Origin of the sequence: Variovorax sp. YR750 (assembly GCF_900109805.1) — a bacterium.
Classification (GTDB): Bacteria; Pseudomonadota; Gammaproteobacteria; order Burkholderiales; family Burkholderiaceae_C; genus Variovorax; species Variovorax gossypii.
The window spans coordinates 1-20,175 of sequence record NZ_FOBJ01000002.1 but is presented as its reverse complement, the minus strand read 5'-3'; the positions used below and the strand labels follow the sequence as shown (position 1 = coordinate 20,175).

Sequence of the window (20,175 nt, the reverse complement as noted above, 5' to 3'; positions counted from 1 at the left end):
ATGCGCGCCTCCATCGCCCGTCGCCTAGCCGCCTTCCTGTGGGTCGTGGCGGCTGCATGGCTTGCCGGTTGTGTCAGCCTGCCGCCGCCCGTGCCGCACACGCCCGTCACGGCGATCACCGACGTGGCGCAGACCGAGCTCGGGCAGCTCGCGGCCAAGGGCGCGCCCGAGGGCTCCACCGCGCTTTCGGGCTTCCGGCTGCTGCCGGAGGCGGCATTCGCGTTCGACGCGCGCATCTCGCTCGCGCGGCATGCCGAGAAGTCGCTCGACGTGCAGTACTACCTGGTGCAGCGCGACGACATCGGCCTGCTCTTCCTGCGCGAACTGCGCGAGGCCGCGGCGCGGGGCGTGCGGGTGCGGCTGCTGGTGGACGACCTCTACACCGGCGGCGAGGACGAGCTCTTCGGCACGCTGGCCGCCTTCCCGAACGTGGAGGTGCGGCTCTTCAACCCGCTGCCCTCGCGCGCCAGTTCGCTCGGCACGCGGCTGCTGCTGTCGCTGACCGACTTCGGCCGCATCAACCACCGCATGCACAACAAGCTGCTGATCGCCGACAACAGCTTCGCGGTCTCGGGCGGGCGAAACATCGGCAACGAATACTTCATGCGCAGCACGGCCGCGAACTTCATCGACATGGACGTGATCTCCAGCGGCCCCGTCGTGCGGCAGATGTCCGAGGGCTTCGACCGCTACTGGAACAGTTCGCACGCATGGCCCATCGAGCGCATCGCGCCGCTGCACGGACTGACGCGCGAGGCGGCGCAGCGCCGCTTCGACGAGATCGCGCGCTCGGCCGTGCCCGACGTGCCCATCCGCCCGCGCGACGTGCTCAACAAGTCGCCGGTGGGCGAGCAGCTCATCACCGGCAAGATCGACCGCTACTGGGCGCCGTCGACGCTGTTCATCGACGACCCGGACAAGATCACGCGCAAGGCCGACGAGGCCTACATCGGCAGCGTGACCGAGGGCGCGCTCAGCGTGATCAACGCCACGCGGCGCGAGGTGGTCATCGCCTCGCCGTACTTCATTCCGGGTCCGAAGGGCATGGAGGAGATGCGTGCCTGCATCGCCAAGGGCGGGCGCATCACGGTCGTGACCAACTCGCTGGGCGCGACCGACGAACCACTGGCCTACGCGGGCTACGAGCGCTACCGCGCCGACATGCTGAAGATCGGCGTCACTATCTTCGAGATCGCGCCCACGCTCAGCGGGCGATCGGGGCGCTTCGGCGACTTCGGCAAGTCGATCAGCCGGCTGCACGCCAAGCTCGCGATCGTCGACAACGAGCGTTTCTTCGTCGGCTCGATGAACCTCGACCACCGCTCGGCCGCGGTCAACACCGAGATCGGCCTGGTCATCGACAGCCCCGAGCTCGTGCAGGACTACAACAAGCTCATGTCGGGCGAGCGCGTGAACCTCGGCTACCGGCTGCGGCTCGGGCCCAACGGCAGGCGCGTGCAATGGCTGGAGTACGACGACGCGGGCGGCGACATCGTCCACGAGGACGAGCCCGGCGAGTTCCTCTGGCTGCGCTTCAAGAACTGGCTGCTGCTGCCCATCGTGGGCGAAGAGCTGCTGTAGCAGGCGCCTCCGCCTCCGCCTTCATCTCCACTGCGCGCGCTCGCGGCGCGCCGGCGGCCGTGTAATACGGCTTGCACACTGCCCCTCTAGATTGCGGCGTCCCACGACACAACAACCAGAGGGATTCCAGATGCGCCTCACGCCCCCGGTGCCGCCGGCACCGCCAGCCATGCCCGACCTGCGGTGGCTCGCCGCACTCGCCGTCGCTTCCGCCCTGCTGCAGGGTTGCAACGGCGGCGGCAGCGGTCAGTCGATCGTTCTCGGCCCGGTCGCCGGCACGCCGGCTCCAGCCCCCGCTCCGGCACCCGCCCCCCAAGCCGACGCCGCCACCGCCGATGCCAACCTGCAGGCCACCTGGGTGGAGATCGGCGACAACAACGCGGCCATCGCGCGTGCCATCACCAGCTACACCGCGCCGGCCTCCGCCACCACGGCCGACGCCAACGCCGCATGCCCGCAGATCACGGTGGACGGCAAGACGACGCGCATGACCTTGCGCGCAGGCGCCGGCACCATGGCGCTGCGCACCACGGCCAGCGACCCGGCCGATTCCAAGCCTTCCGCCTTTCCCGTGTCGTCCTGCGAAACCACGCTGCCCGCCGACGCGAAGCAGGCCGCCATCGGCAGCCGCGCGCTGCCGCTGCCCAAGGCCGAGCCGCAGCGCGTCCTCGTGCTGGCCGACACCGGCTGCCGCCTGAAGAAGGCCGACAACGCCTATCAGCCCTGCAACGACAGCAGCGTGTGGCCGTTCGCGCCGCTCGCCGCCACCGGCGCGGGCTTCAACCCCGACCTGGTGCTGCACATCGGCGACTACCACTACCGCGAAAACGTCTGCCCCGACGACATTGCCGGCTGCAAGGGCAGCCCCTGGGGCTATGGCTGGGACACCTGGCAGGCCGACTTCTTCAAGCCGGCGGCGCCGCTGCTGGCCAAGGCTCCGTGGATCCTGGTGCGCGGCAACCACGAGGAATGCGCGCGCGGCGGCCAGGGCTGGATGCGCTTCCTCGATCCGCGCCCGTACTCCGACAAGCGCTCGTGCAACGAGCCGGCCAACGACAGCACCGGCAACTATTCCGAGCCGTACGCGGTGCAACTGGGCACGGGCTCGCAGGTCATCGTGTTCGACTCGGCCAAGGCCGGCAAGGCGGCGCTGAAGACGGACGACCCGCAGTTCATCGCCTACCAGAAGCAGTTCCAGACCGTCGCGACGCTGGCCGCCAAGGCCGGCATCACGACCACCATGTTCACCAACCACCATCCGATCCTGGCCTTCGCGCCGATCGCGGGCTCCACCCCGGCATCGGGCAACCTCGCGCTGCAGTCGGTGATGGGCAACCTCAACCCCAAGGCCTACTACCCGAGCGGCGTGCACATCGCGCTGCACGGCCACGTGCACGACTTCCAGGCGCTCAACTTCGCTACCGACCACCCCGCCACGCTGGTGACGGGCAACGGCGGCGACAACCTCGACGTGGCGCTGCCCGATCCGCTGCCGCCCGGCACCACGCCTGCGCCGGACGTGACGGTCGACCGCATCACGCACCACAGCAGCTTCGGCTTCATGATGATGGAGCGCAAGGCGGCGCCCGGCGTGGGCTGGACCTTCAAGGCCTACACGGTGGCTGGCAAGCTGCTCGCCACCTGCGAGCAGACCGGCCGGACGCTGGCCTGCGACAAGACGGGCTTCCTCACGCCGTGACGATGCGCGCCGCGCTGGCGATGGCGGCCGCATGCCTGGCCTGGACGGGCACGGCGGCCGTTGCCATTGCCGCGACCACGGCGGAGATCAACCCCGGCGGCCCGCCGAGCGTGGTGATCGATCGCATCGGCGCCACGCCGAAGATCTCTGCGCGCATCGATCCCACAGCCGCCACCTTCAAGCCCGACCCGGCGCTGGCCGCGCTGGGCAAGCGCATCTTCTTCGACACGCGGCTGTCGCAGCCGCAGGGCACCTCATGCGCCAGCTGCCACGATCCGCTGCGCGCCTTCACATCGACGCTGAGCGCCCCTTCGCTGGCCGGCCCGCGCACGCCGCAGGGCAGCCGCCCCGGCCACTTCAGCGCGCGCACCGCGCCGTCGCTGCTGTACGTGCGCTACGTGCCGCGCCGGCACTTCTACCAGGACGACGACGCGCCTTTCGCCTCGCCCTTCGGCGGCCTCTTCGCCGACGGCCGTGCCGACACGCTGGCCGAGCAGGCGCGCGGCCCGCTGTTCGATCACGACGAGATGAACAACGCCTCGCCCCGAAGCCTGCTGCGCAAGCTGCGCGGCACCGACCTCGCGCCCGCGATGTCGCTGGCCTTCGGGCCTCGCGTGCTGCGCGACCCCGAGCAGGCGGTGAAGGGCATCGGCCAGGCGCTGCAGGCCTACCTGCAGAGCGACGAAATGGCGCCCTTCAGCTCGCGCTTCGACGACTACCTGCGCAACCGCACGCCGCTGAGCCCGCTGGAGATGCGCGGTTTGGCGCTGTTCAAGAACCCGGACAAGGGCAACTGCATGTCGTGCCACACGCTGTCCGACACCGCGAGCCGGCCCGAGCGATCGCTCTTCACCGACTTCGGCTATGACGCCATCGCCGTGCCGCGCAACCGCTCGTTGCCCGCCAACCGCGATCCGCGCCGCTTCGACAACGGCCTGTGCCGCACGGCCGCGCAGCTGCGCTGGCCGGAGCCCAACCAGTGGTGCGGCTACTTCCGCACGCCGGGGCTGCGCAACGTGGCGGTGCGCCAGAGCTTCATGCACAACGGCGTGTTCACCACGCTGCGCGACGCGGTCGCGTTCTACGCCACGCGCTCTACCGACCCGGCGAAGTGGTACCACGGCAAGCCGACCTTCGACGACGTGCCGTCGGCCTATCGCGGCAACATCAACGTCAATTCCACGCCGATGAACCGTCGCCCCGGCACAACGCCGGCGCTGACCGACGAGGAGATCGACGAGATCAGCGCCTTCCTCGGCACCCTGACCGACGCGCGCTATGTGGCGGCCATGCCGAAGCCCGCGACGAAGTAGCTGCCTGGGTCATCGCCAGCGAGGGAAGGTGCGTTACATTTCCTCCGAGATTGTGAACTTTTGTCACAGACGCCTTTCTTCTGGAGACTTCGACATGACCGTTCCCGTGCCGCGCGAGTCGATTGCGCCGCTTTCCACCAGCCGTCGTCGCGCACTGACCGGGCTGGCCGCCGCAACCGCCGCCGCAGGCCTCGGGTTTCCGGCGCTCGCGCAGAACCGGCCGCTGCGCATCGGGACCACCTTCGACAACAGCAGCGTCGAGAAGGCCAACGGTCAGGGGCTCTACCAGGGTTCGAGCGCCTTCTTCAACGCGCTGAACAAGGCGGGCGGCATCAACGGCACCAAGGTCGAGCTCGTGATGGCCGACGACACCTTCAAGCCCGAAGTGGCCAAGGCCAACGCGCTGGCCTTCGAGAAGGACAGCTCCGTGCTCGCGCTGGTGCACCCGCTGGGCACGCGCCAGACGGCCGAGGTGATGGACGCGGTGCCCGGCATGGCCGTGGTGGGCCCCATCACCGGCACCATCTCGCTTCGCAAGAAGAATTCGCCCAACACCTTCTGGGTGCGCGCCAACTACGACCAGGAAGTCGAGAAGCTGGTGAGCACCGCCGCCGTGCTCGGCCAGAGCCGCATCGGCCTCGTGCATTCGAACGACCCGCTGGGGCAGTCGGTGCTGGCCGCCTTCAAGAACGCGCTGGCCAAGGCCAAGCTGGAGCCGGCGGTGATCGCGACCACGCCCAACACCACTAGCATGGAAGTGGGCCCCGCCGCCGAAGCCATCGCCAAGGCCAAGCCGCAGGTGGTGGTGGTCGGGCTGGCCGGCACTGCGCCGGTATTCCTGAAGGCGCTGCGCGAGGCGGGCAACAGCAGCTCGGCCTACGGCCTGTCGATCACGGCCAGCGCGCTGTCGGCCATGGGCGACCTGGCCAAGGGCCTGGGCTTCGTGATCGTGGTGCCCTCGCCGTACTCGACCAAGTTCGAGATCGTGCGCCGCTACCAGGCCGACATGACGGCCAACGGCGTCAAGGAGTTCTCGCTCACCAGCCTCGAGGGCTACCTGAACGCCGCCGTGCTGGCCGAAGGCATGCGCCGCGCCGGTAGTTCGCTCACGCGCGCCTCGGTGATGTCGGGCCTCGCGAGCATCGAGAACTTCGACCTTGGCGGCGTGAAGATCAACTACGGGCGCACGAACCGCGAAGGCGGTCAGTTCGTGGACGTGGCCGTGATCGGCAGCCGCGGGCAGATGCTCAGCTAGGCCAGGTGCTCCCCCAGGCTTCGCGCACTTCGTGTCGCTTCGCCAGCCCCCCTCGCCGGGGGCGACACCTGCGGCCCGGCAAAGCCGGTTCCGCGGTGTCCTGCAATCAGACCCCGACGCCCAGCAAGCCTTCCAGCAATTCCTGGTCGGCCGCCAGCTCCGCGCTCGGCCCCGCGTGCACCACCGTGCCGCGCTCCAGCACGATCGCCTTGTGCGTCATCTCCAGCGCGAGCACCGGATGCTGCTCGACCACGATCGAGGCGAGCCCTTCGGACTCGCACAGCCGGCGGATCGCCGCGGCGAGCTCTTCCACGATGATCGGCGCGAGGCCTTCCATGGGCTCGTCGAGCAGCAGCAGCTTCGGGTTGGTCATCAGCGCGCGGCCGATGGCGAGCATCTGCTGTTCGCCGCCCGAGAGCTGGTTGCCGTAGTTGCCGCGCCGCTCGCGCAGGCGCGGGAAGAAGTCGTAGACGCGCTTGAGGTTCCAGCCGCCCAGGCGCGAGATCACCGTGAGGTTCTCTTCGACCGTGAGCGAGGGGAACACCTCGCGCTCCTGCGGCACCCAGCCCAGCCCGGCGCGCACGCGCTGGTGCGAGGGCCAGCGCACGATGTCCGTGCCCTGCCAGCGGATCGCGCCCTGCATCACGCGGGTGTTGCCCATCAGCGTCTCGAGCAGCGTGGTCTTGCCCACGCCGTTGCGCCCGAGGATGGCGAGGCTTTCGCCCTGCTGCAGGGAGAAAGCCAGCCGGTCGAGCACCACGGCGTTGCCATAGCCGGCGGTGACGTTGTCGAAGGCGAGTGCTTCAGGCATGTTGGTCGTGTGGGTGGTGATGGAGGTGCGAGCTGCCCAGGTAGACCTCGCGCACGCGCGGGTCGGCGCCGATTTCCGAAGGCGTGCCCTCGGTGAGGATGCGGCCGCCCACCAGCACCGAGATGCGGCGCGCGAAGCGGAAGACCAGCTTCATGTCGTGCTCGATGAAGAGCACGCTGATGTCCTGCGGCAGCGCCGCGATGGCCTCGAACAGCTCGCCGCTCTCGTCCTCCGGCACGCCGGCGGCGGGCTCGTCGAGCAGCAGGATGCGGGGCCTGGCCGCGAGCGCGAGCGCGATCTCGAGCAGCCGCTGCTTGCCGTAGGCCAGCTCGGCCACCGGCACGTCGGCGAGGCTGTCGAGCTTCAGCGTGCCCAGCAGCGCATGCGCCTCGTCGAACACGGCGGTGCAGCCCTTCAGCGGCCGCCACCAGGTGGCGCCAAGCCCTTCGCGCTCGCTGATCGCCAGCACCACCGACAGCAGCGGCGTGAGGCTGGGGAACAGCGTGTTGATCTGGAAGGTGCGCGCCAGCCCCATGCGCGCGCGCTTGTCGCCCGGCAGGCGGGTGATGTCGAGCCCGCCCATGTGGATGCTGCCGCTGGTGGGCCTGAGAACGCCGGTCAGCAGGTTGATGAGCGTGGTCTTGCCCGCGCCGTTGGGGCCGATCAGCGCCTGCCGCGCGCCGGGCTCGAGCGAGAGGTTGACGTCGCCCACGGCCTGGAAGGCGCCGAAGCGCACGCCGAGGCCCTGCGTGCGCAGGGAGTGCGTGGTGTTCGTCATCGCGCCTTCCCCGTGCGCACGAAGCGCGAGAGCGCGCCCATGATGCCGCCGCGTCCCAGCATGACGGCCGCGATCAGGAAGATGCCGAGCCAGAACATCCAGTACTGCGGATTCATGTCCGCGAACCAGTCGTGCACCAGCATGTAGACGATGGCGCCGATCATCCCGCCGTAGAGCCGCCCCGTGCCTCCGAGCACCAGGATGATGAGCACCTCGGCCGAGCGGTTGAAGCCGATCGACTCGATGCCGACGAACTGCGTGGTCTGCGCCAGCAGGGCGCCCGCCACGCCAGCCACCGCCGCCGAGAAGGCGTAGGCCATGCGCAGCCGCGCCTCCACCGGCGAGCCGATGGCCGTCATGCGCTTGCGGCTGTCGTGGATGCCGCGCAGCGCCAGCCCGAAGGGCGAGCGCAGCACCAGCCGCACGAGCAGGAACATCGCGAGCACCACGCCGAAGGCATAGCCGAAGGCGGTCTTGCCGTAGAGGTCGAATTCGAAGAGGCCCAGCACCGGCGCGATGGCCACACCCTGCAGCCCGTCGGTGCCGCCGGTGATGCCCGAGAGCCGGTTGGCCAGCTCGTACAGCAGCACGCACACGCCGATGGTGATCATCAGCCGCGTGAGGTCGGCGCCGCGCACCACGAGGTAGCTCAGCACGTAGCCCAGCGCGCCGCACACCGCCAGCGCGAACACGAGGCCGCTGAAGGGTTCGCTCCAGCCGTACTTCGCGAGCAGGCCGGCCGCGTAGGCACCGGCGCCAAAGAAGGCCGCGTGGCCCACGGTGAGGATGCCCGCGTAGCCCAGCGCCATGTCGAGCGACACGGCGAACAGGCCGAAGATCATGACCTGGCTCATCAGCGTGAGCTTGTCGGGCAGCAGGAAGAAGCTCGACGCGAGCGCCAGCCAGAACGCGGCTTCGGCGATGCGCATTTGCGCGGGGGAAAGGTTCAGGGCTCTCATGCGAGCCCCTTCTTCGCGACGATGCCGTTCGGCCGCACGAGCAGCATGACGATCATGAAGACGTAGATGAGAAATGCGCCGGTCTCCGGCAGGTAGTACTTGCCCGCCACGTCGACGATGCCGACCAGCAGCGCCGCGATGAAGGGCCCGGTGACGGTGCCCGCGCCGCCGACGCAGACCACCATCAGGAAGTAGACGAGGTACTTGAGCGGGAACGAGGGCTCCAGCCCCAGCATGCCGAGGCTCAGCGCGCCGCCGAGCCCCGCGAGGCCGCAGCCCAGCGAGAAGGTCAGGAAGAAGAGGCGCTGCACGTGGATACCGGTGCCGCCGGCCACGCGCTGGTTGTCGACCGCCGCGCGCACCATGGCGCCGTAGCGCGTCTTGCCCAGGCCCAGCAGCAGCGCGGCCAGCACGAGCACGCCGCAGACGATCAGGAAGAGGCGATAACGGCCGACTTCCAGGCCCGCCAGTGACACCTGCCCGTCGAGCGCCGGCGGCAGCGTGAAGGGCTGCATCGTCGGGCCGAAGAAGTAGGTGAAGGCGGCGATGGACACGAACACCACGCCGATCGACAGCAGCACCTGGTCGAGCGGATGCGCGCGGTAGAGGCGCCGGTAGAACAGAAACTCCAGCACCGCGCCCGTGACCGCGGCCGCCACGAAGGCGGCAACCAGCGAAAGCCCGAAGCCCAGCCCGAGCTGGTTCATGAGCACGCTCGCGGCGTAGCCGCCCACCATCGCGAAGCTGCCGTGCGCGAGGTTGACGAAATTCATGAGCCCCATCGTGATGGACAGGCCCACGCCGATGAGAAAGAGGAGCATGCCGTAGGCCACTCCGTCGAAGATCACGATGCCCATGAATTTCCCGCTTGCTGACTCGCTGGCTGAACGATGGATACGAAGGCGCGCCTACTTGGCTGCGGCGCCTTCCTTGGCCGGGTCCTTCACGCGGTCGAACTTGTCGAACTCGACGTTCACCAGCTGGCCGTTCACGCGCTCGGTCTTGCGGATGTAGACGGTCTGCACGATGTCGCGGGTGGCCGGGTCGATCTCCACGGGGCCGCGCGGGCTCTCGAAGCTCAGGCCCTTGAGCGCGTCCATGAACTTGTCGCCGGCGGTGTCGCCCTTGGTCTTGGCCAGCGCGAGGTCGATGGCGGCCATCGCGTCGTAGGCGGTCACGGCGAAGTAGCTTGGGCGCAGCTTGGTGCCGTTGTCGGCGGCGAAGTCCTTCACGAACTTCTGGTTCTTCGGCGAAGGGTGTGCGAAGGAGTAGTGGTGGCTGGTGACCAGGCCCAGCGCCACGTCGCCGGTGGCGTCGAGGTAGCTGTCGTCGGTGGCTTCGCCGGTGGCGTAGAGCTTGATGCCGGCCTGCTCCATGCCGCGCTCCTTCCACACCTTGAGGAAGGCCGGCGGCATCACGCCCGAGGGGAAGAAGAAGAACACGGCCTGGGGCTTGGCGTCCTTGATGCGCTGCACGTAGGCCGAGAAGTCGGGGTTGTTCATCGGCGTGCGCACTTCGCCCGAGACCTTGCCGCCGCCGGCGGTGAAGGTCTTCTTGAAGGCGGTTTCCGCGTCGACGCCCGAGGCGTAGTCGGCGACCACGATGTAGGCGTCCTTGATGCCTTCCTTGAGCATGTAGCGCGCCATCGGGTCGGTGACCTGCTGCACGGTGAACGACAGGCGCGCCACGTAGGGCGAGCTGGTGGTGATGGCCGACGAGGCCGCGTTCATCACGATGGTCGGGATCTTCGCCTGCGTGGCGATGGCGCCCACGGCATACGCGTTGGGGCTGAAGTCCAGGCCGGTGAGCACGCTCACCTTGTCGCGCACGATGAGTTCCTGCGCGATTCGCTTGGCGGCGTCGGGCGCGGGGCCGGCGGTGTCCTTCTTGATGATCTCGACCGTGCGGCCGCCCACCTTGCCGCCATGCTCCTTCAGGTAGAGCGCGATGCCGGCGTCGAACTGGCGGCCGTAGTCGGCGTACGGGCCCGAGTAGGTGGCGATGAGGCCGATGCGCAGCGGCTCGCCGGCCGCATGCGCCGTGGCGCCCGCCAAGCCGAGGCCGGCCAGCAGCAGGGTCGAGAGGAGGGTTCTCTTGGTCATCGTCGTTGGCGTCATGGAAAAGGGCCTTTCAGGTGGAGTGGATGCGCCGATCGGGCGCCGCTGTCGTGTAACCGGGTGCAAACAAAGCGGGCGATGATGCCCGAGGGGGCGTCAAACCTGGGTATCGGGCACGCGCACCGTGAGGCCATCGAAGGCCGCGGTGATGCTGAGCTGGCAGCTCAGGCGCGAGCCGGGCCTGCGCTCGGACGCCACGGCATCGAGCAGCGCGCTCTCCATGTCGTCGGGCGGCGGCAGCATGTCGATGAAGGCGTCGTCCACGTAGACGTGGCAGGTGGCGCAGGAGCAGCAGCCGCCGCACTCGGCGTCGATGCCGCGCACGTTGCCGCGGATGGCGGTCTCCATCACGCTGGCGCCGACCTTGGCGTCGACCTCGCGCGTGGTGCCGTCCTTGAGGATGTAGTGGATCGTGGGCATGGGTTTCAATGGAAATGGCAGCCGTCGCCGGGCCGCCCCAAGGCGGGCCGCGCCTCCCCCTCGGGGGGGTGGAGTTACATGCAGCGAAGCGGAGTGAAAAGCCGGGAGGCTCATGGCTCTAGAACATGTCGAAGTACTCGCGGTGTTCCCACTCGCTGACTTCCAGGTTGAAGCGGGCGATCTCCGCTTCCTTGATGTGGCAGAGGTAGTCGACGAAGGTCTTGCCCATCTGCGCGTTGAGCATTTCGTCGCGGCGCAGGCAGGCGAGGGCGTCGCCCAGCGAGCGCGGCAGCTGTTCCGCCGGCGTTTCGTAGGGCGCGTCGGCCGAGGGGCCGGGGTCGATCCGGTTGCGGATGCCGTCCAGGCCCGAGAAGAGCTGGGATGCGAGATACAGGTACGGGTTGGCCGTCGGCTCGCCCACGCGGTTCTCGATGCGCGTGGCGGACTGGCCCGGGCCGCCGAGCACGCGCAGCATCGCGCCGCGGTTGTCCTTGGCCCAGATCGCGCGGTCGGGCGCGAGCGAGAAGGGGCGGTAGCGCCGGTAGCCGTTGATGGTGGGGCTCGCCAGCGCCGCGGCGCCGCAGGCGTGCGCCCTGAGGCCGCCGAGGTAGTGCATGCCGGTCTCGCTCAGCGGTTGGCCGCTTGCGGCTTCCGGCATGAAGGCGTTGACGCCGTCGCTCTTGCGGCGCAGCGACTGGTGCAGGTGCCACCCGCTGGACATCACGTTCGGGATCTTCGGCCGGCACATGAAGGTGGCATGCAGCCCGTTGCGCTGGCAGACCTGCTTGATGGCGCTGCGCAGCAGCACCATGGTGTCGGCGGGCATGACGCCGGCGGTGGGACCGAAGGTCAGCTCGAACTGGCTGGGGCCGAATTCGATTTCCAGCGAGCGCAGCGGCAGGCCGAGCGCCATGAGCTGCGAGCGCAGCAGCTCCATCAGCCCGTCGACGCGGTCGTAGCGCAGCTCGGTGAGGTACTGGTGGCCGTGCGAGAGCAGCGACACGCGCGGCGGCTCGCCGGGCTGGCCCGAGTCGGCCAGGCCCATGCGCGCGTCGTCGAGCTTGAAGACGTGGAACTCGACCTCGAGGCCGGCGATGAAGTCCAGCCCCAGCTCGTCGAGCTGGCGCACCGCGCGCTGCAGGATCTGCCGCGTTGCGAAGGGGCAGGGCTTGCCGTCGGCCATGTAGGCGTCGCACATCACCCAGCCGGTGCGTGGCGACCACGGCAGGACCTTGAATGTGGCTGGGTCGGCCACGATGGTGAAGTCGGCGCCGCCTTGCAGGCCCTCGACGGCGAAGCCCCCGCCCTGGGTGAACACCGGAAACACGGTCTTGTGCGAGGTGTCCTTGGCCAGCAGGGTGGAGGTGAGGTTCACGCCCTCCCAGAGGGCCGAGCGCGCCTCGGCGGCGACGAGCGTCTTGCCGCGCAGGATGCCGTGCTGGTCGGGCCAGGCGAAGCGGACGAGATCGACCTCGCCGCTGTCGATGCGGCGCACCAGCTCCCTGGCCTGCGCGTGCTGGTCTTCGCTCCAGAGGCCGAAGCGGTCGACGAATGTGTGGCTGCTCATGGCGCGTGCGTCCTGTGAGCGGGTCAGGCAGCGGCCAGGCGTGCGGAGGCCCAGTCCGACTTCAGGCGCCGGGCGCGGTCGGCGTCCTGCCAGTAGGCCTCGGTGGAGGCTTCGTCGGCGACGTTGCGGCCGATGCCGTCGATGGAGGGCGGGCCGGTCATGGCGCCGGCCTGCGCGGCGTCGATGACCATCGGCGCGCCTTCGCCGGCCAGCGTGGCCTCGATGGCCTTCACCAGCACGCGGCGGTAGGCAATGATCCCCTTGTCGGTGCTGCCCAGGTGCTCGCGCGTGCGGTCCTGGATGGGGCCCTGCGACTCCACCGCCCACTGGTCGTGCACGTTGATGTCGTCGCCCATGCCGGTGTAGGTCTCGGTGAGCTGCTCCTCGATGCTGTAGCCGTAGTTGTTGCGCTTGTTCTTGCGCGAGGTGTAGTCGGGCAGCTCGTAGAGCTTCAGGCGCTGCTCGCGCATCTGCTGCTTGTCGACCGGGCCGGTGAAGCTGGTGAAGATGGCGTACCAGTAGCAGTGCGTGTCGTCCACCGGCACGTGCCACTGCGAGATGGTCATCTCGGAGCTCATCGGGATCACGAAGGCCTGCGGGAACACCAGGTTGGTCACGCGCACGTGGGTGGTGTCTTCCGACAGCTTGCGCAGCGCCTTCAGGCGGAAGCCGTAGTCGGTGGGCTCGACGCTGATGTCGGGCCGGTCGTACTCGCGCAGCACCTTGGTGATGGGCATGTCGGAGTCGGCCGAGGCGCCGCGGAACTGCTTGCCGTAGCTCTCGGAGGTGTCCTCGTCCTCGAAGAAGCGGTGCAGGTAAGAGGCGTGCGCCGGGTCGATGCCCACTTCGAGCGCCTGCAGCCAGTTGCACTCGAACAGGCCCTTGAACGCGAAGGTGTGGGTGTCGGGCGCGACGAAGCAGTCGAACTCGGGAAAGGCGGGGGGCTCGCCCTCGCCGATGTAGGCGAAGACCACGCCGCTCTTTTCGACCACCGGGTAGGCCGACTGCTTGATGCGGCTGCACAGCTTGCTGGTGGCGGGCTCGGCGGGGGTCTCGAGGCAGTTGCCCTTGGCGTCGAACAGCCAGCCGTGGAAGGCGCAGCGGATGCCGCCGTTCTCGAGCCGGCCGAAGGCGAGGTCGGCGCCGCGGTGCGGGCAGTCTCGGTCGAGCATGCCGAGCTGGCCGCTCTCGTCGCGGAACAGGACGAAGTCCTGCCCCATGAGCTTCACGGGCTTGACTGGGCGCGGGCCGGCCAGTTCGTCGGCCAGGGCCACCGGCTGCCAGTAGCGGCGCAGCAGCTTGCCGGCGGGGGCGCCGGGTCCGACGCGGGTGATGAAATCGTTCTGCTCTGCGCTGATCATCGTGCGGGCTCCATCGTTGGGACTGTGGAAAGAGGTCTGCAGCTATTGCATGCAACTGTATGCATTCTGTTGGTGATCCTCGATCCGGGTCAAACTTTCATCTGCCGTTTCGCCCCGATCTGGGGCTTTGAAAGCCGAAAATCAGGGTAAACGCTGAGCGTATCGTCAGTTTTTGACACTTCTTGTGAAGCAGTGCATGCAACAACTGAGCCAGCGTAAATACGCTGCGTGCAATGCCGGCCTCGTCTCCTAGAATTCGCCGATGGACTCCCAACAATCCCGCGTGCTCGTGCAACTGCGCGACATGATCCTCAAGGGCGAATTCGTGCCCGGAGAGCGGCTGGCCGAGATCCCGCTGGCCGAGAAGCTCGAGGCTTCGCGCACTCCGGTGCGGCTGGCGCTGGCCAGCCTGGAGCACGAAGGGCTGATCGAGCAGTCGCCCAGCGGCGGCTACCAGATGCGCCGCTTCACCTCGCAGGAGGTGGCCGACGCCATCCGCGTGCGCGGCGTGATCGAAGGCTTCGCCGCACGCCTGCTGGCCGAGGACGGCGCGCCCCGCCAACTGCTGCGCGACCTCAAGGACTGCCTCGAGGACGGCGATCGCGCCGTCAACAAGCCGAGCATGGAACTCGACGACTACGCGGCCTACGTCGAGATGAACGACCGCTTCCACAAGCTGATCATCGAAGGCTGCGGCAACCTCGCGCTCAAGCGGGTGATGGACATGCTCGGCGGCCAGCCCTTCGCCGCCCCCAGCGCCATGCTGCCGATGCAGTCGTCGATGGAGGAGGGCCAGCAGTGGATGCGGCAGGCGCACCGCACGCACCATGCGATGGTGCAGGCCATCGAGCGCGGGCAGGGCTCGCGGGCGCAGGCGCTGGGCGAGGAGCACGTCGAGATCGCGCGCATGAACCTCGACTACGCGCTGGAGCGGCCCGAGCTGGCAGCCGAGCTGATGCCGGGCATCAAGCTGGTGTCCAAGGGGCGCGGCGGCTGAGGCTGAGGCTGAGGATGAGTGAAGGCAACCGGTTGGTAATTAATAGACTGGCCGGTATTTCGGCATCCGTGCCGTCTGCCCAGCGACGGGCAAGACTAGAATTTCCGGCATGAGCGCCACCGCCCCCGTCAAGACCTCGTTCAAGGAACAGATGCTGCTGGCCCGCGAAGAGGCCATCGTGCAGACCGCCAACCGCCTGCTTGCCGAGAAGGGCTTCGAATCGATGACGGTCGACGAGGTCGCCGCATCCGTCGGCATCGCCAAGGCCAGCCTCTACAAGCACTTTCCGAGCAAGGAAGACCTGGCCGCCGCCGCGATGGTGCGCATCATGCAGCGCACGCTCGATTTCCTGGCCTCCGTTCCGGCCGACGACAAGCCGGCCGCCAAGCTGCGCGCCGTGGTGCGCTGGGCGATGGAAGTGCAGCTGGCCGGCGAGATGCCCCTGCTGCCTCACCAGAACTCCAGCCTGCGCGCCACGCTGATGGGCAACAAGGGCTACCTCGACCGCCTCGTGACCATCAGCGACCGGCTCGGCGGCTGGATCCAGGCGGCGCAGGCCGACGGCTCGCTCGACCCGAAGCTGCCGGCGATCGCCGTGCTCTACACGCTGTTCGCGCGCGCCTGCGATCCGGTGCTGGGCTTCCTGAAGGCCGGCGGACAGCAGACCGACGAGCAGATCGTCGAACTGGTGCTCGCGACCTGTTTCGACGGCCTGGCCGCGCGCTGAGCGGCTGGCGAGAAGGCAGCCCCCTCAGCTGCTGACGAGCGCGCGCCGCGGGGCCACCACCGCCTCCACCGCCGCGCCGACTGCCAGCAGGCGGTGATCGGTATTGCCGATGCTGGCTAGCATCAGCCCGACGGGCGCCGTGCCCGCGTCGTGGCAGGGTACCGAGAGCGCGCAGCCGTCGAACAGGTTCACCACCGAGGGGTTGCGCAGCATGCGGGCGTTGATGCGGTAGTAGGTGTCGTCGTCCTTCAGCACCTCGGCGATCGGCGGGGCGATGTCGGGCGTGGTGGGCATCAGCATCGCGTCGTAGCCGATGGCGGCCGTGTTGATCGAGCGGATGAACTGGCGGCGCAGCGCCTGCAGCTGCAGGTAGTCGGGGGCGGTGATGGTTTCACCGGTCTTGATGCGAGCCAGCACGCGCGGGTCGTACTTGGCCGCGCCGGTCTTGATGATCTCCCGGTGCCAGGTGAAGGCCTCGGCGGCGGTGATCATGCCGCGCGGGTTGATGGCCGGCGCCTTCGCGAACTCCGTCATCGGCAGCTCGGTGACGGTGGCGCCGGCGGCCGAGAGCTTGGCCAGCGCCGACGCGAAGGCCGCGGCCACGGGCGGCGAGAGCTCGTCCTGGAAGAAGGTCTTGGGCACCGCGAAGCGCAGCCCGCGCATCGGCAGCACGCGCAGCGGCCGCTGCAGCTCGGCGGCCAGCACGGCGTCGAGCAGGGCGCAGTCTTCGACCGTCCAGGCCATCGGGCCGGCAGAGTCGAAGGAGGTCGACAGCGGCATCACGCCGTCGAGCGGAATGCGCCGCTGCGTCGGCTTGAAGCCCACCAGCCCGTTGAGCGCGGCCGGGATCCGCAGCGAGCCGCCGGTGTCGGTGCCGATGGCGCCGGCCGCCATGCCGTCGGCCACCGAGATCGCGCCGCCCGAGGTCGAGCCTCCGGGAATGCGGCCCGTCGCGCGGTCGTAGACGTTCTTCGGCGTGCCGTAGTGCGGGTTGATGCCCAGCCCTGTGTAGGCGAACTCGACCGTGTTGCTGCGTCCGATGACGATCGCGCCGGCACGCCGCAGCCGCTCGACCACGAGGGCGTCGCGCGCCGCGGGCGGCTGGCCGGCCAGCACCATCGAGCCGCCGAGCGTGGTGACGCCGGCTTCGTCGAACAGGTCCTTCAGCGAGATCGGGATGCCGGCGATGGGCGAGGCGGCCGGGCGGCCGCTCTTGCGCTCGGCGTCGAGCCGGGCCGCCGTGGCGCGGGCCGAGTCGGCGTGCACCCGGATGAAGGTGCGCGCGCCTTCGCCGGCGGGGTTCTGGATGGCGGCCAGCGCTTCTTCCACCAGCTGGCTGCTGCTGAGGCTGCCGGCGGCGAGGCGGCGCGACATCTCGGTCATCGAGAGCTGGCCCATGGCCCTGCCGGTGGCCGGCTCCGTCGATCCTTGGGCAAAGGCCCTCGGCCATAGGGAGAGCAGGCCCGTGGCCGCGGCTGCGCCGGCGGTCTGCTGCAGGAAGTTACGTCGTTGTTGTGTCTGCTGCTGCGTCATGGCGCGCTCCCCATCGATCAGATGGAATCGGGCCAGTCTACACAGCGACGGCTGCCAAGGCGTTGCCGACCGTTACCGGGTGCCGGGCACCTCGATCAGCAGCTGGGGCTTGTAGCCTTCCTGTTCGCCGTTGCGGGCGTAGCCCAGCGGGTTGGCGACCACGCGGCAGCCGTTCTTGACGTAGTCGGACGGGCAGTGCAGGTGGCCGTGCAGCCACAGCCTGGCCCGGGGCAGCAGTTCGTCGAGCGCATTGCAGAAACCGGCGGTGCCCGGTGTCAATCCGTAGCGCGGATCCGCGCTTTCGAGGCTGGGCGCGAAGTGGGTGATGGCCACCGTGGTGCCCTCGAAAGGCTCGGCCAGCGCCTGCGCGAGCCAGGTCTGGCAGGCCAGCGCCTGGTCGCGCAGCTGTGCGGCGAGGAAAAGTTCGCCGTTACGCATGGTGGCCGCTTTTTCAAGATAGAAATCGGCTGCGCGCATCGCCTTGCCGCGTTTCTTGAGCGCCTCGGCCAGGCTGTCGGTCGGCTCGGCCAGTGCGTCGAAATCGGCCCAGAGCGTGGTGCCGACGAAGCGGACGCCTTCGATCACCCGGGTTTCGCGCTCCAGCCAGATGATGTCTAGCTCGTCGCAGAGCGCGCGCAGGCGCTGGTGGGTCTCGTCGAAGTCGACGCTGTCGTACTCGTGGTTGCCTGGCACGTAGATCACCGGCACCGGCCAGCCGTTGCGGGGCGAGAACCTGCCCAGGCCGAAATCGGTGTCGGTCAGGCGGGAGCCCTGCTGGTAGGAGCCGATGTCGCCCGCAAGTATCAGCAGGTCTGCGCCCGGCAGCGGCTCGGCGCGGAAGTGGGGATGGGACTCCAGGTGCAGGTCGGACAGCAGTTGCAGCTTCATCGTCGGGCCAGTCTAGGTGAATTGCCCCATGCATGACGCGCATAAAGCCCAGGTTGATTTGCTAGGGTTAACCCTTATTCTTGGAACATCAACCACTCAAGCGCAGCCACGAGCCGCGCACCATCATGTTCAGCCTCATCGCCCAAGTGGCCCGTTTCTTCCGTTCCTCCAGCGTCAATGCCCCGGCCAGCCACGCCGCCGCGCTGATGGAAAGCGCCGACATGCGCGCCGGCCGCGGCGCTCATCACGCCCAGGAACTGCGCGCTGCAGCCAGCGCCTGGCTCAGCGTCGTCCGCTGATCCAGTCCTGGTTCGGTCAGCCGGGCACCTTCTGCCCGAGGACCGACCCGGCGAAAGCCGCGGCCGCCGAGCGCAGCAGCGCATTGCGCAGCCATTCGTGCGAGTGCCCGTGCTGGGCGCGCCGGTGCCAGATGGCGTCGACGTGCACCGGGGGCTGATCGAAGGGCAGGTCGCGCAGCACCAGCTGGTCGTCGATGCCGGTCACGGTCACGAAGTGACGGGGCAGCACGGTCAGCAGGTCTGAATTGGCGACCACCCGGCCCGCCGTGAAGAACTGGTTCACCGTCACCACGATCCGCCGCTCGCGCCCCATGGCGCCCAGCGTCTGGTCGATGAAGCCGTAGGGCCGCCCCGAGAAGCTCACCAGCAGGTGACGGGCGGCGCAGTAGTCGTCCAGCGTGAGGGGCGCATTGGCCAGCGGATGGCCCCGTCGCATCACGCATACATATTGACCCAGGTAGAGCCGCTGGGTCTCGAACGGCACCCCCACCCCCGACTGCCCCCGCGCCGCGAGGCTCGCGATCACCGCCGGGAAGTAGCCGACGGCCATGTCGACTTCTTCCTGTTCCAGCATGCGACGCGGATCGCGCGTGGTCAGCGGCAGCACGCGCAGCGAAATGGCGGGAGCTTCCTGTTCGGCGATCTGGACCAGGCCCGGAATGAGCTCGGCCGCGGTGGCGTCGGCCATCGCCAGCAGGAAGGTGGTGTCGGCGACGCCGGCATCGAACTCGCCGGGGGCCAGCGTGTGCTGCAGCTGGCGCAGGGAGTCCCGCACAGTCGGCCAGAGGGCGAGCGCCCGCGGCGTGGGCTCCACGCCGGCGCCCGAGCGGCGCACCAGCTCATCTCCAAGAACCTCGCGCAGGCGTCGCAGTGCGTTGCTTACCGCCGGCTGTGTGATCGACAGGTTTCGGGCGGCGCGCGTGAGGTTGCGTTCTGCCATCACCTCGTCGAAGACGCGGAGCAGGTTGAGATCTAGCGTGCGAAAGTTGACATCCATCAGTCTTGTGAATGATAAACATCAGAAAGATAAAGTGGATAAACACTAGGGTAAGCCCTAATATCACCACATCGGCCTTGTTCGCCACCACTGATTACCACTGTCCCAGGAGGGATGCATCATGACCAGCTTCGTTCACGTTGACCAACCTACCGTCCACCCCGGCGTACGTCGCGCCGAAGTCCTGTTCGGCCAGATCCAGGCCGCCCGCGCAGGTGCCAATGGCGCCCGCCCGCTCATCGCCCTGCTGATCATCGCCATCGCGGCGGCTGTCCTGGTGGTGACCGAATCGCTCGTTTCCAACTGGAACGACGGCGGCCTGCTCGCTGTCTGGACCGTGTTCTGCGTCGCGGCCATCGGCCTGTTCGCGCTGTTCGCAGGTTCGATCAGCCAGGGTGCCATCGGTACCGCCTGGCGCGCCGCCGCACAACGCCGCGCTGCTGCCCGTGCCGATGCCCGCTTCCTGGAAACCGCCAAGAACGATCCGCGCGTGATGCAGGATCTGCAAGCCGCGATGTGGCGCCAGCAATCTGAAGGCGCTGTCCCGGCGGCCGAGGCTGCCAAGATCGACGCACTGGCCCGCATGAGCGCCCGTTCGCAAGAAGTGCGTATGCCCACGCTGTACGAAGCCATGCGTCGCATGAACAGCTCGCGCTACTACTAATAAGTAGCGTCTCGCTGACTGAAGAAAGCCGCCCTCGGGCGGCTTTCTTCATTTATGAGGGGAGGTGTGTAGAGCCTCCGAGCAAAAAAGTGCTCAAGAGTAGACGGGACCTCAAAATCTGTCATATACTCGTGGGCTTCGCTGCTGAATACCCCTGGTGTTCAGGCCCAGTCGGTCTCTTCGGAGGTGATTGGAGGGGGTGAAGAAAA

At 68.5% G+C, this 20,175-nt stretch carries 19 protein-coding genes; 8 read left to right on the top strand and 11 right to left on the bottom strand.

Translation table 11 applies throughout. The annotated features are described in order from the left end of the window. The 4 genes from BMY35_RS03555 to BMY35_RS03540 all read left to right on the top strand — a co-directional run bounded on the left by BMY35_RS03555 (window position 1) and on the right by BMY35_RS03540 (window position 5,848). Complete coding sequence (locus tag BMY35_RS03555; protein WP_093195639.1) at window positions 1-1,581, top strand: phospholipase D family protein; 1,581 nt, start codon at window positions 1-3, stop codon at window positions 1,579-1,581. 130 nt (window positions 1,582-1,711) lie between these two features. Beyond that, window positions 1,712-3,280 (top strand): metallophosphoesterase, encoded by a 1,569-nt coding sequence (locus tag BMY35_RS03550; protein WP_176947422.1) that lies wholly within the window; start codon window positions 1,712-1,714, stop codon window positions 3,278-3,280. A 2-nt stretch (window positions 3,281-3,282) separates the two neighbouring features. After that, window positions 3,283-4,593 (top strand): cytochrome-c peroxidase, encoded by a 1,311-nt coding sequence (locus BMY35_RS03545; protein WP_093195637.1) that lies wholly within the window; start codon window positions 3,283-3,285, stop codon window positions 4,591-4,593. 94 nt (window positions 4,594-4,687) lie between these two features. Beyond that, on the top strand, window positions 4,688-5,848 hold the full coding sequence (locus tag BMY35_RS03540) for an ABC transporter substrate-binding protein (protein WP_093195636.1): 1,161 nt from the start codon (window positions 4,688-4,690) through the stop codon (window positions 5,846-5,848). Window positions 5,849-5,954: 106 nt separating this feature from the next. Here BMY35_RS03540 and BMY35_RS03535 read toward each other — a convergent pair whose 3' ends face one another. The 8 genes from BMY35_RS03535 to BMY35_RS03500 form a co-directional block, all read right to left on the bottom strand. Continuing rightward, a complete protein-coding gene (locus BMY35_RS03535) occupies window positions 5,955-6,659 on the bottom strand; it encodes an ABC transporter ATP-binding protein (protein WP_093195635.1) in 705 nt (234 codons plus the stop codon). Beyond that, the gene (locus tag BMY35_RS03530; protein WP_093195634.1) at window positions 6,652-7,437 is read right to left on the bottom strand and encodes an ABC transporter ATP-binding protein; all 786 of its coding nucleotides are present in this window, start codon (window positions 7,435-7,437) and stop codon (window positions 6,652-6,654) included. The genes BMY35_RS03535 and BMY35_RS03530 overlap by 8 nt, the downstream gene beginning before the upstream one ends. Further along, a complete protein-coding gene (locus BMY35_RS03525; protein WP_093195633.1) occupies window positions 7,434-8,396 on the bottom strand; it encodes a branched-chain amino acid ABC transporter permease in 963 nt (320 codons plus the stop codon). Before BMY35_RS03525 ends, BMY35_RS03530 begins: the two co-directional genes overlap by 4 nt. After that, window positions 8,393-9,253, bottom strand: coding sequence for a branched-chain amino acid ABC transporter permease (locus BMY35_RS03520; RefSeq protein WP_093195632.1), 861 nt, complete (start codon window positions 9,251-9,253; stop codon window positions 8,393-8,395). The genes BMY35_RS03525 and BMY35_RS03520 overlap by 4 nt, the downstream gene beginning before the upstream one ends. 51 nt (window positions 9,254-9,304) lie before the next feature. After that, the gene (locus tag BMY35_RS03515; RefSeq protein ID WP_093195631.1) at window positions 9,305-10,498 is read right to left on the bottom strand and encodes an ABC transporter substrate-binding protein; all 1,194 of its coding nucleotides are present in this window, start codon (window positions 10,496-10,498) and stop codon (window positions 9,305-9,307) included. A gap of 111 nt (window positions 10,499-10,609) precedes the next feature. Beyond that, the gene (locus tag BMY35_RS03510; RefSeq protein WP_093195630.1) at window positions 10,610-10,933 is read right to left on the bottom strand and encodes a 2Fe-2S iron-sulfur cluster-binding protein; all 324 of its coding nucleotides are present in this window, start codon (window positions 10,931-10,933) and stop codon (window positions 10,610-10,612) included. Window positions 10,934-11,051: 118 nt separating this feature from the next. Then, window positions 11,052-12,500 (bottom strand): glutamine synthetase family protein, encoded by a 1,449-nt coding sequence (locus BMY35_RS03505; RefSeq protein ID WP_093195629.1) that lies wholly within the window; start codon window positions 12,498-12,500, stop codon window positions 11,052-11,054. Window positions 12,501-12,523: 23 nt separating this feature from the next. Next, on the bottom strand, window positions 12,524-13,861 hold the full coding sequence (locus BMY35_RS03500; protein WP_093195628.1) for an aromatic ring-hydroxylating dioxygenase subunit alpha: 1,338 nt from the start codon (window positions 13,859-13,861) through the stop codon (window positions 12,524-12,526). Between the two features lie 262 nt (window positions 13,862-14,123). On the opposite strand from BMY35_RS03500, the gene BMY35_RS03495 reads away from it, so the two are divergent. Then, a complete protein-coding gene (locus tag BMY35_RS03495; protein WP_093195627.1) occupies window positions 14,124-14,858 on the top strand; it encodes a GntR family transcriptional regulator in 735 nt (244 codons plus the stop codon). A 109-nt stretch (window positions 14,859-14,967) separates the two neighbouring features. Beyond that, window positions 14,968-15,585, top strand: a complete 618-nt coding sequence (locus tag BMY35_RS03490; RefSeq protein ID WP_093195626.1) for a TetR/AcrR family transcriptional regulator — start codon at window positions 14,968-14,970, stop codon at window positions 15,583-15,585. A gap of 24 nt (window positions 15,586-15,609) precedes the next feature. On the opposite strand, the gene BMY35_RS03485 is transcribed toward BMY35_RS03490, so the two are convergent. Then, on the bottom strand, window positions 15,610-17,118 hold the full coding sequence (locus tag BMY35_RS03485; RefSeq protein WP_093195625.1) for an amidase: 1,509 nt from the start codon (window positions 17,116-17,118) through the stop codon (window positions 15,610-15,612). Window positions 17,119-17,190: 72 nt separating this feature from the next. Further along, window positions 17,191-18,006, bottom strand: a complete 816-nt coding sequence (locus BMY35_RS03480; RefSeq protein ID WP_093195624.1) for a metallophosphoesterase — start codon at window positions 18,004-18,006, stop codon at window positions 17,191-17,193. Between the two features lie 80 nt (window positions 18,007-18,086). Here BMY35_RS03480 and BMY35_RS03475 point away from each other — a divergent pair, with 80 nt between their 5' ends. After that, window positions 18,087-18,305, top strand: coding sequence for a hypothetical protein (locus tag BMY35_RS03475; RefSeq protein WP_093195623.1), 219 nt, complete (start codon window positions 18,087-18,089; stop codon window positions 18,303-18,305). A gap of 16 nt (window positions 18,306-18,321) precedes the next feature. Here the strand turns inward: BMY35_RS03475 and BMY35_RS03470 are convergent, their stop codons facing one another. Further along, complete coding sequence (locus BMY35_RS03470) at window positions 18,322-19,302, bottom strand: LysR family transcriptional regulator (protein ID WP_093195622.1); 981 nt, start codon at window positions 19,300-19,302, stop codon at window positions 18,322-18,324. Window positions 19,303-19,423: 121 nt separating this feature from the next. Here BMY35_RS03470 and BMY35_RS03465 point away from each other — a divergent pair, with 121 nt between their 5' ends. Beyond that, window positions 19,424-19,966, top strand: a complete 543-nt coding sequence (locus BMY35_RS03465; RefSeq protein WP_093195621.1) for a hypothetical protein — start codon at window positions 19,424-19,426, stop codon at window positions 19,964-19,966. The last annotated feature ends 209 nt before the right edge of the window (window positions 19,967-20,175 follow it).

Coding starts and splice junctions, on each gene's coding strand:
- BMY35_RS03480 (WP_093195624.1), bottom strand. CDS start 18,006: ATGAAGCTGCAACTGCTGTCCGACCTGCACCTGGAGTCCCATCCCCAC.
- BMY35_RS03545 (WP_093195637.1), top strand. CDS start 3,283: ATGCGCGCCGCGCTGGCGATGGCGGCCGCATGCCTGGCCTGGACGGGC.
- BMY35_RS03515 (WP_093195631.1), bottom strand. CDS start 10,498: ATGACCAAGAGAACCCTCCTCTCGACCCTGCTGCTGGCCGGCCTCGGC.
- BMY35_RS03495 (WP_093195627.1), top strand. CDS start 14,124: ATGGACTCCCAACAATCCCGCGTGCTCGTGCAACTGCGCGACATGATC.
- BMY35_RS03490 (WP_093195626.1), top strand. CDS start 14,968: ATGAGCGCCACCGCCCCCGTCAAGACCTCGTTCAAGGAACAGATGCTG.
- BMY35_RS03525 (WP_093195633.1), bottom strand. CDS start 8,396: ATGAGAGCCCTGAACCTTTCCCCCGCGCAAATGCGCATCGCCGAAGCC.
- BMY35_RS03535 (WP_093195635.1), bottom strand. CDS start 6,659: ATGCCTGAAGCACTCGCCTTCGACAACGTCACCGCCGGCTATGGCAAC.
- BMY35_RS03530 (WP_093195634.1), bottom strand. CDS start 7,437: ATGACGAACACCACGCACTCCCTGCGCACGCAGGGCCTCGGCGTGCGC.
- BMY35_RS03520 (WP_093195632.1), bottom strand. CDS start 9,253: ATGGGCATCGTGATCTTCGACGGAGTGGCCTACGGCATGCTCCTCTTT.
- BMY35_RS03465 (WP_093195621.1), top strand. CDS start 19,424: ATGACCAGCTTCGTTCACGTTGACCAACCTACCGTCCACCCCGGCGTA.
- BMY35_RS03485 (WP_093195625.1), bottom strand. CDS start 17,118: ATGACGCAGCAGCAGACACAACAACGACGTAACTTCCTGCAGCAGACC.
- BMY35_RS03555 (WP_093195639.1), top strand. CDS start 1: ATGCGCGCCTCCATCGCCCGTCGCCTAGCCGCCTTCCTGTGGGTCGTG.
- BMY35_RS03540 (WP_093195636.1), top strand. CDS start 4,688: ATGACCGTTCCCGTGCCGCGCGAGTCGATTGCGCCGCTTTCCACCAGC.
- BMY35_RS03500 (WP_093195628.1), bottom strand. CDS start 13,861: ATGATCAGCGCAGAGCAGAACGATTTCATCACCCGCGTCGGACCCGGC.
- BMY35_RS03505 (WP_093195629.1), bottom strand. CDS start 12,500: ATGAGCAGCCACACATTCGTCGACCGCTTCGGCCTCTGGAGCGAAGAC.
- BMY35_RS03510 (WP_093195630.1), bottom strand. CDS start 10,933: ATGCCCACGATCCACTACATCCTCAAGGACGGCACCACGCGCGAGGTC.
- BMY35_RS03470 (WP_093195622.1), bottom strand. CDS start 19,302: ATGGATGTCAACTTTCGCACGCTAGATCTCAACCTGCTCCGCGTCTTC.
- BMY35_RS03550 (WP_176947422.1), top strand. CDS start 1,712: ATGCGCCTCACGCCCCCGGTGCCGCCGGCACCGCCAGCCATGCCCGAC.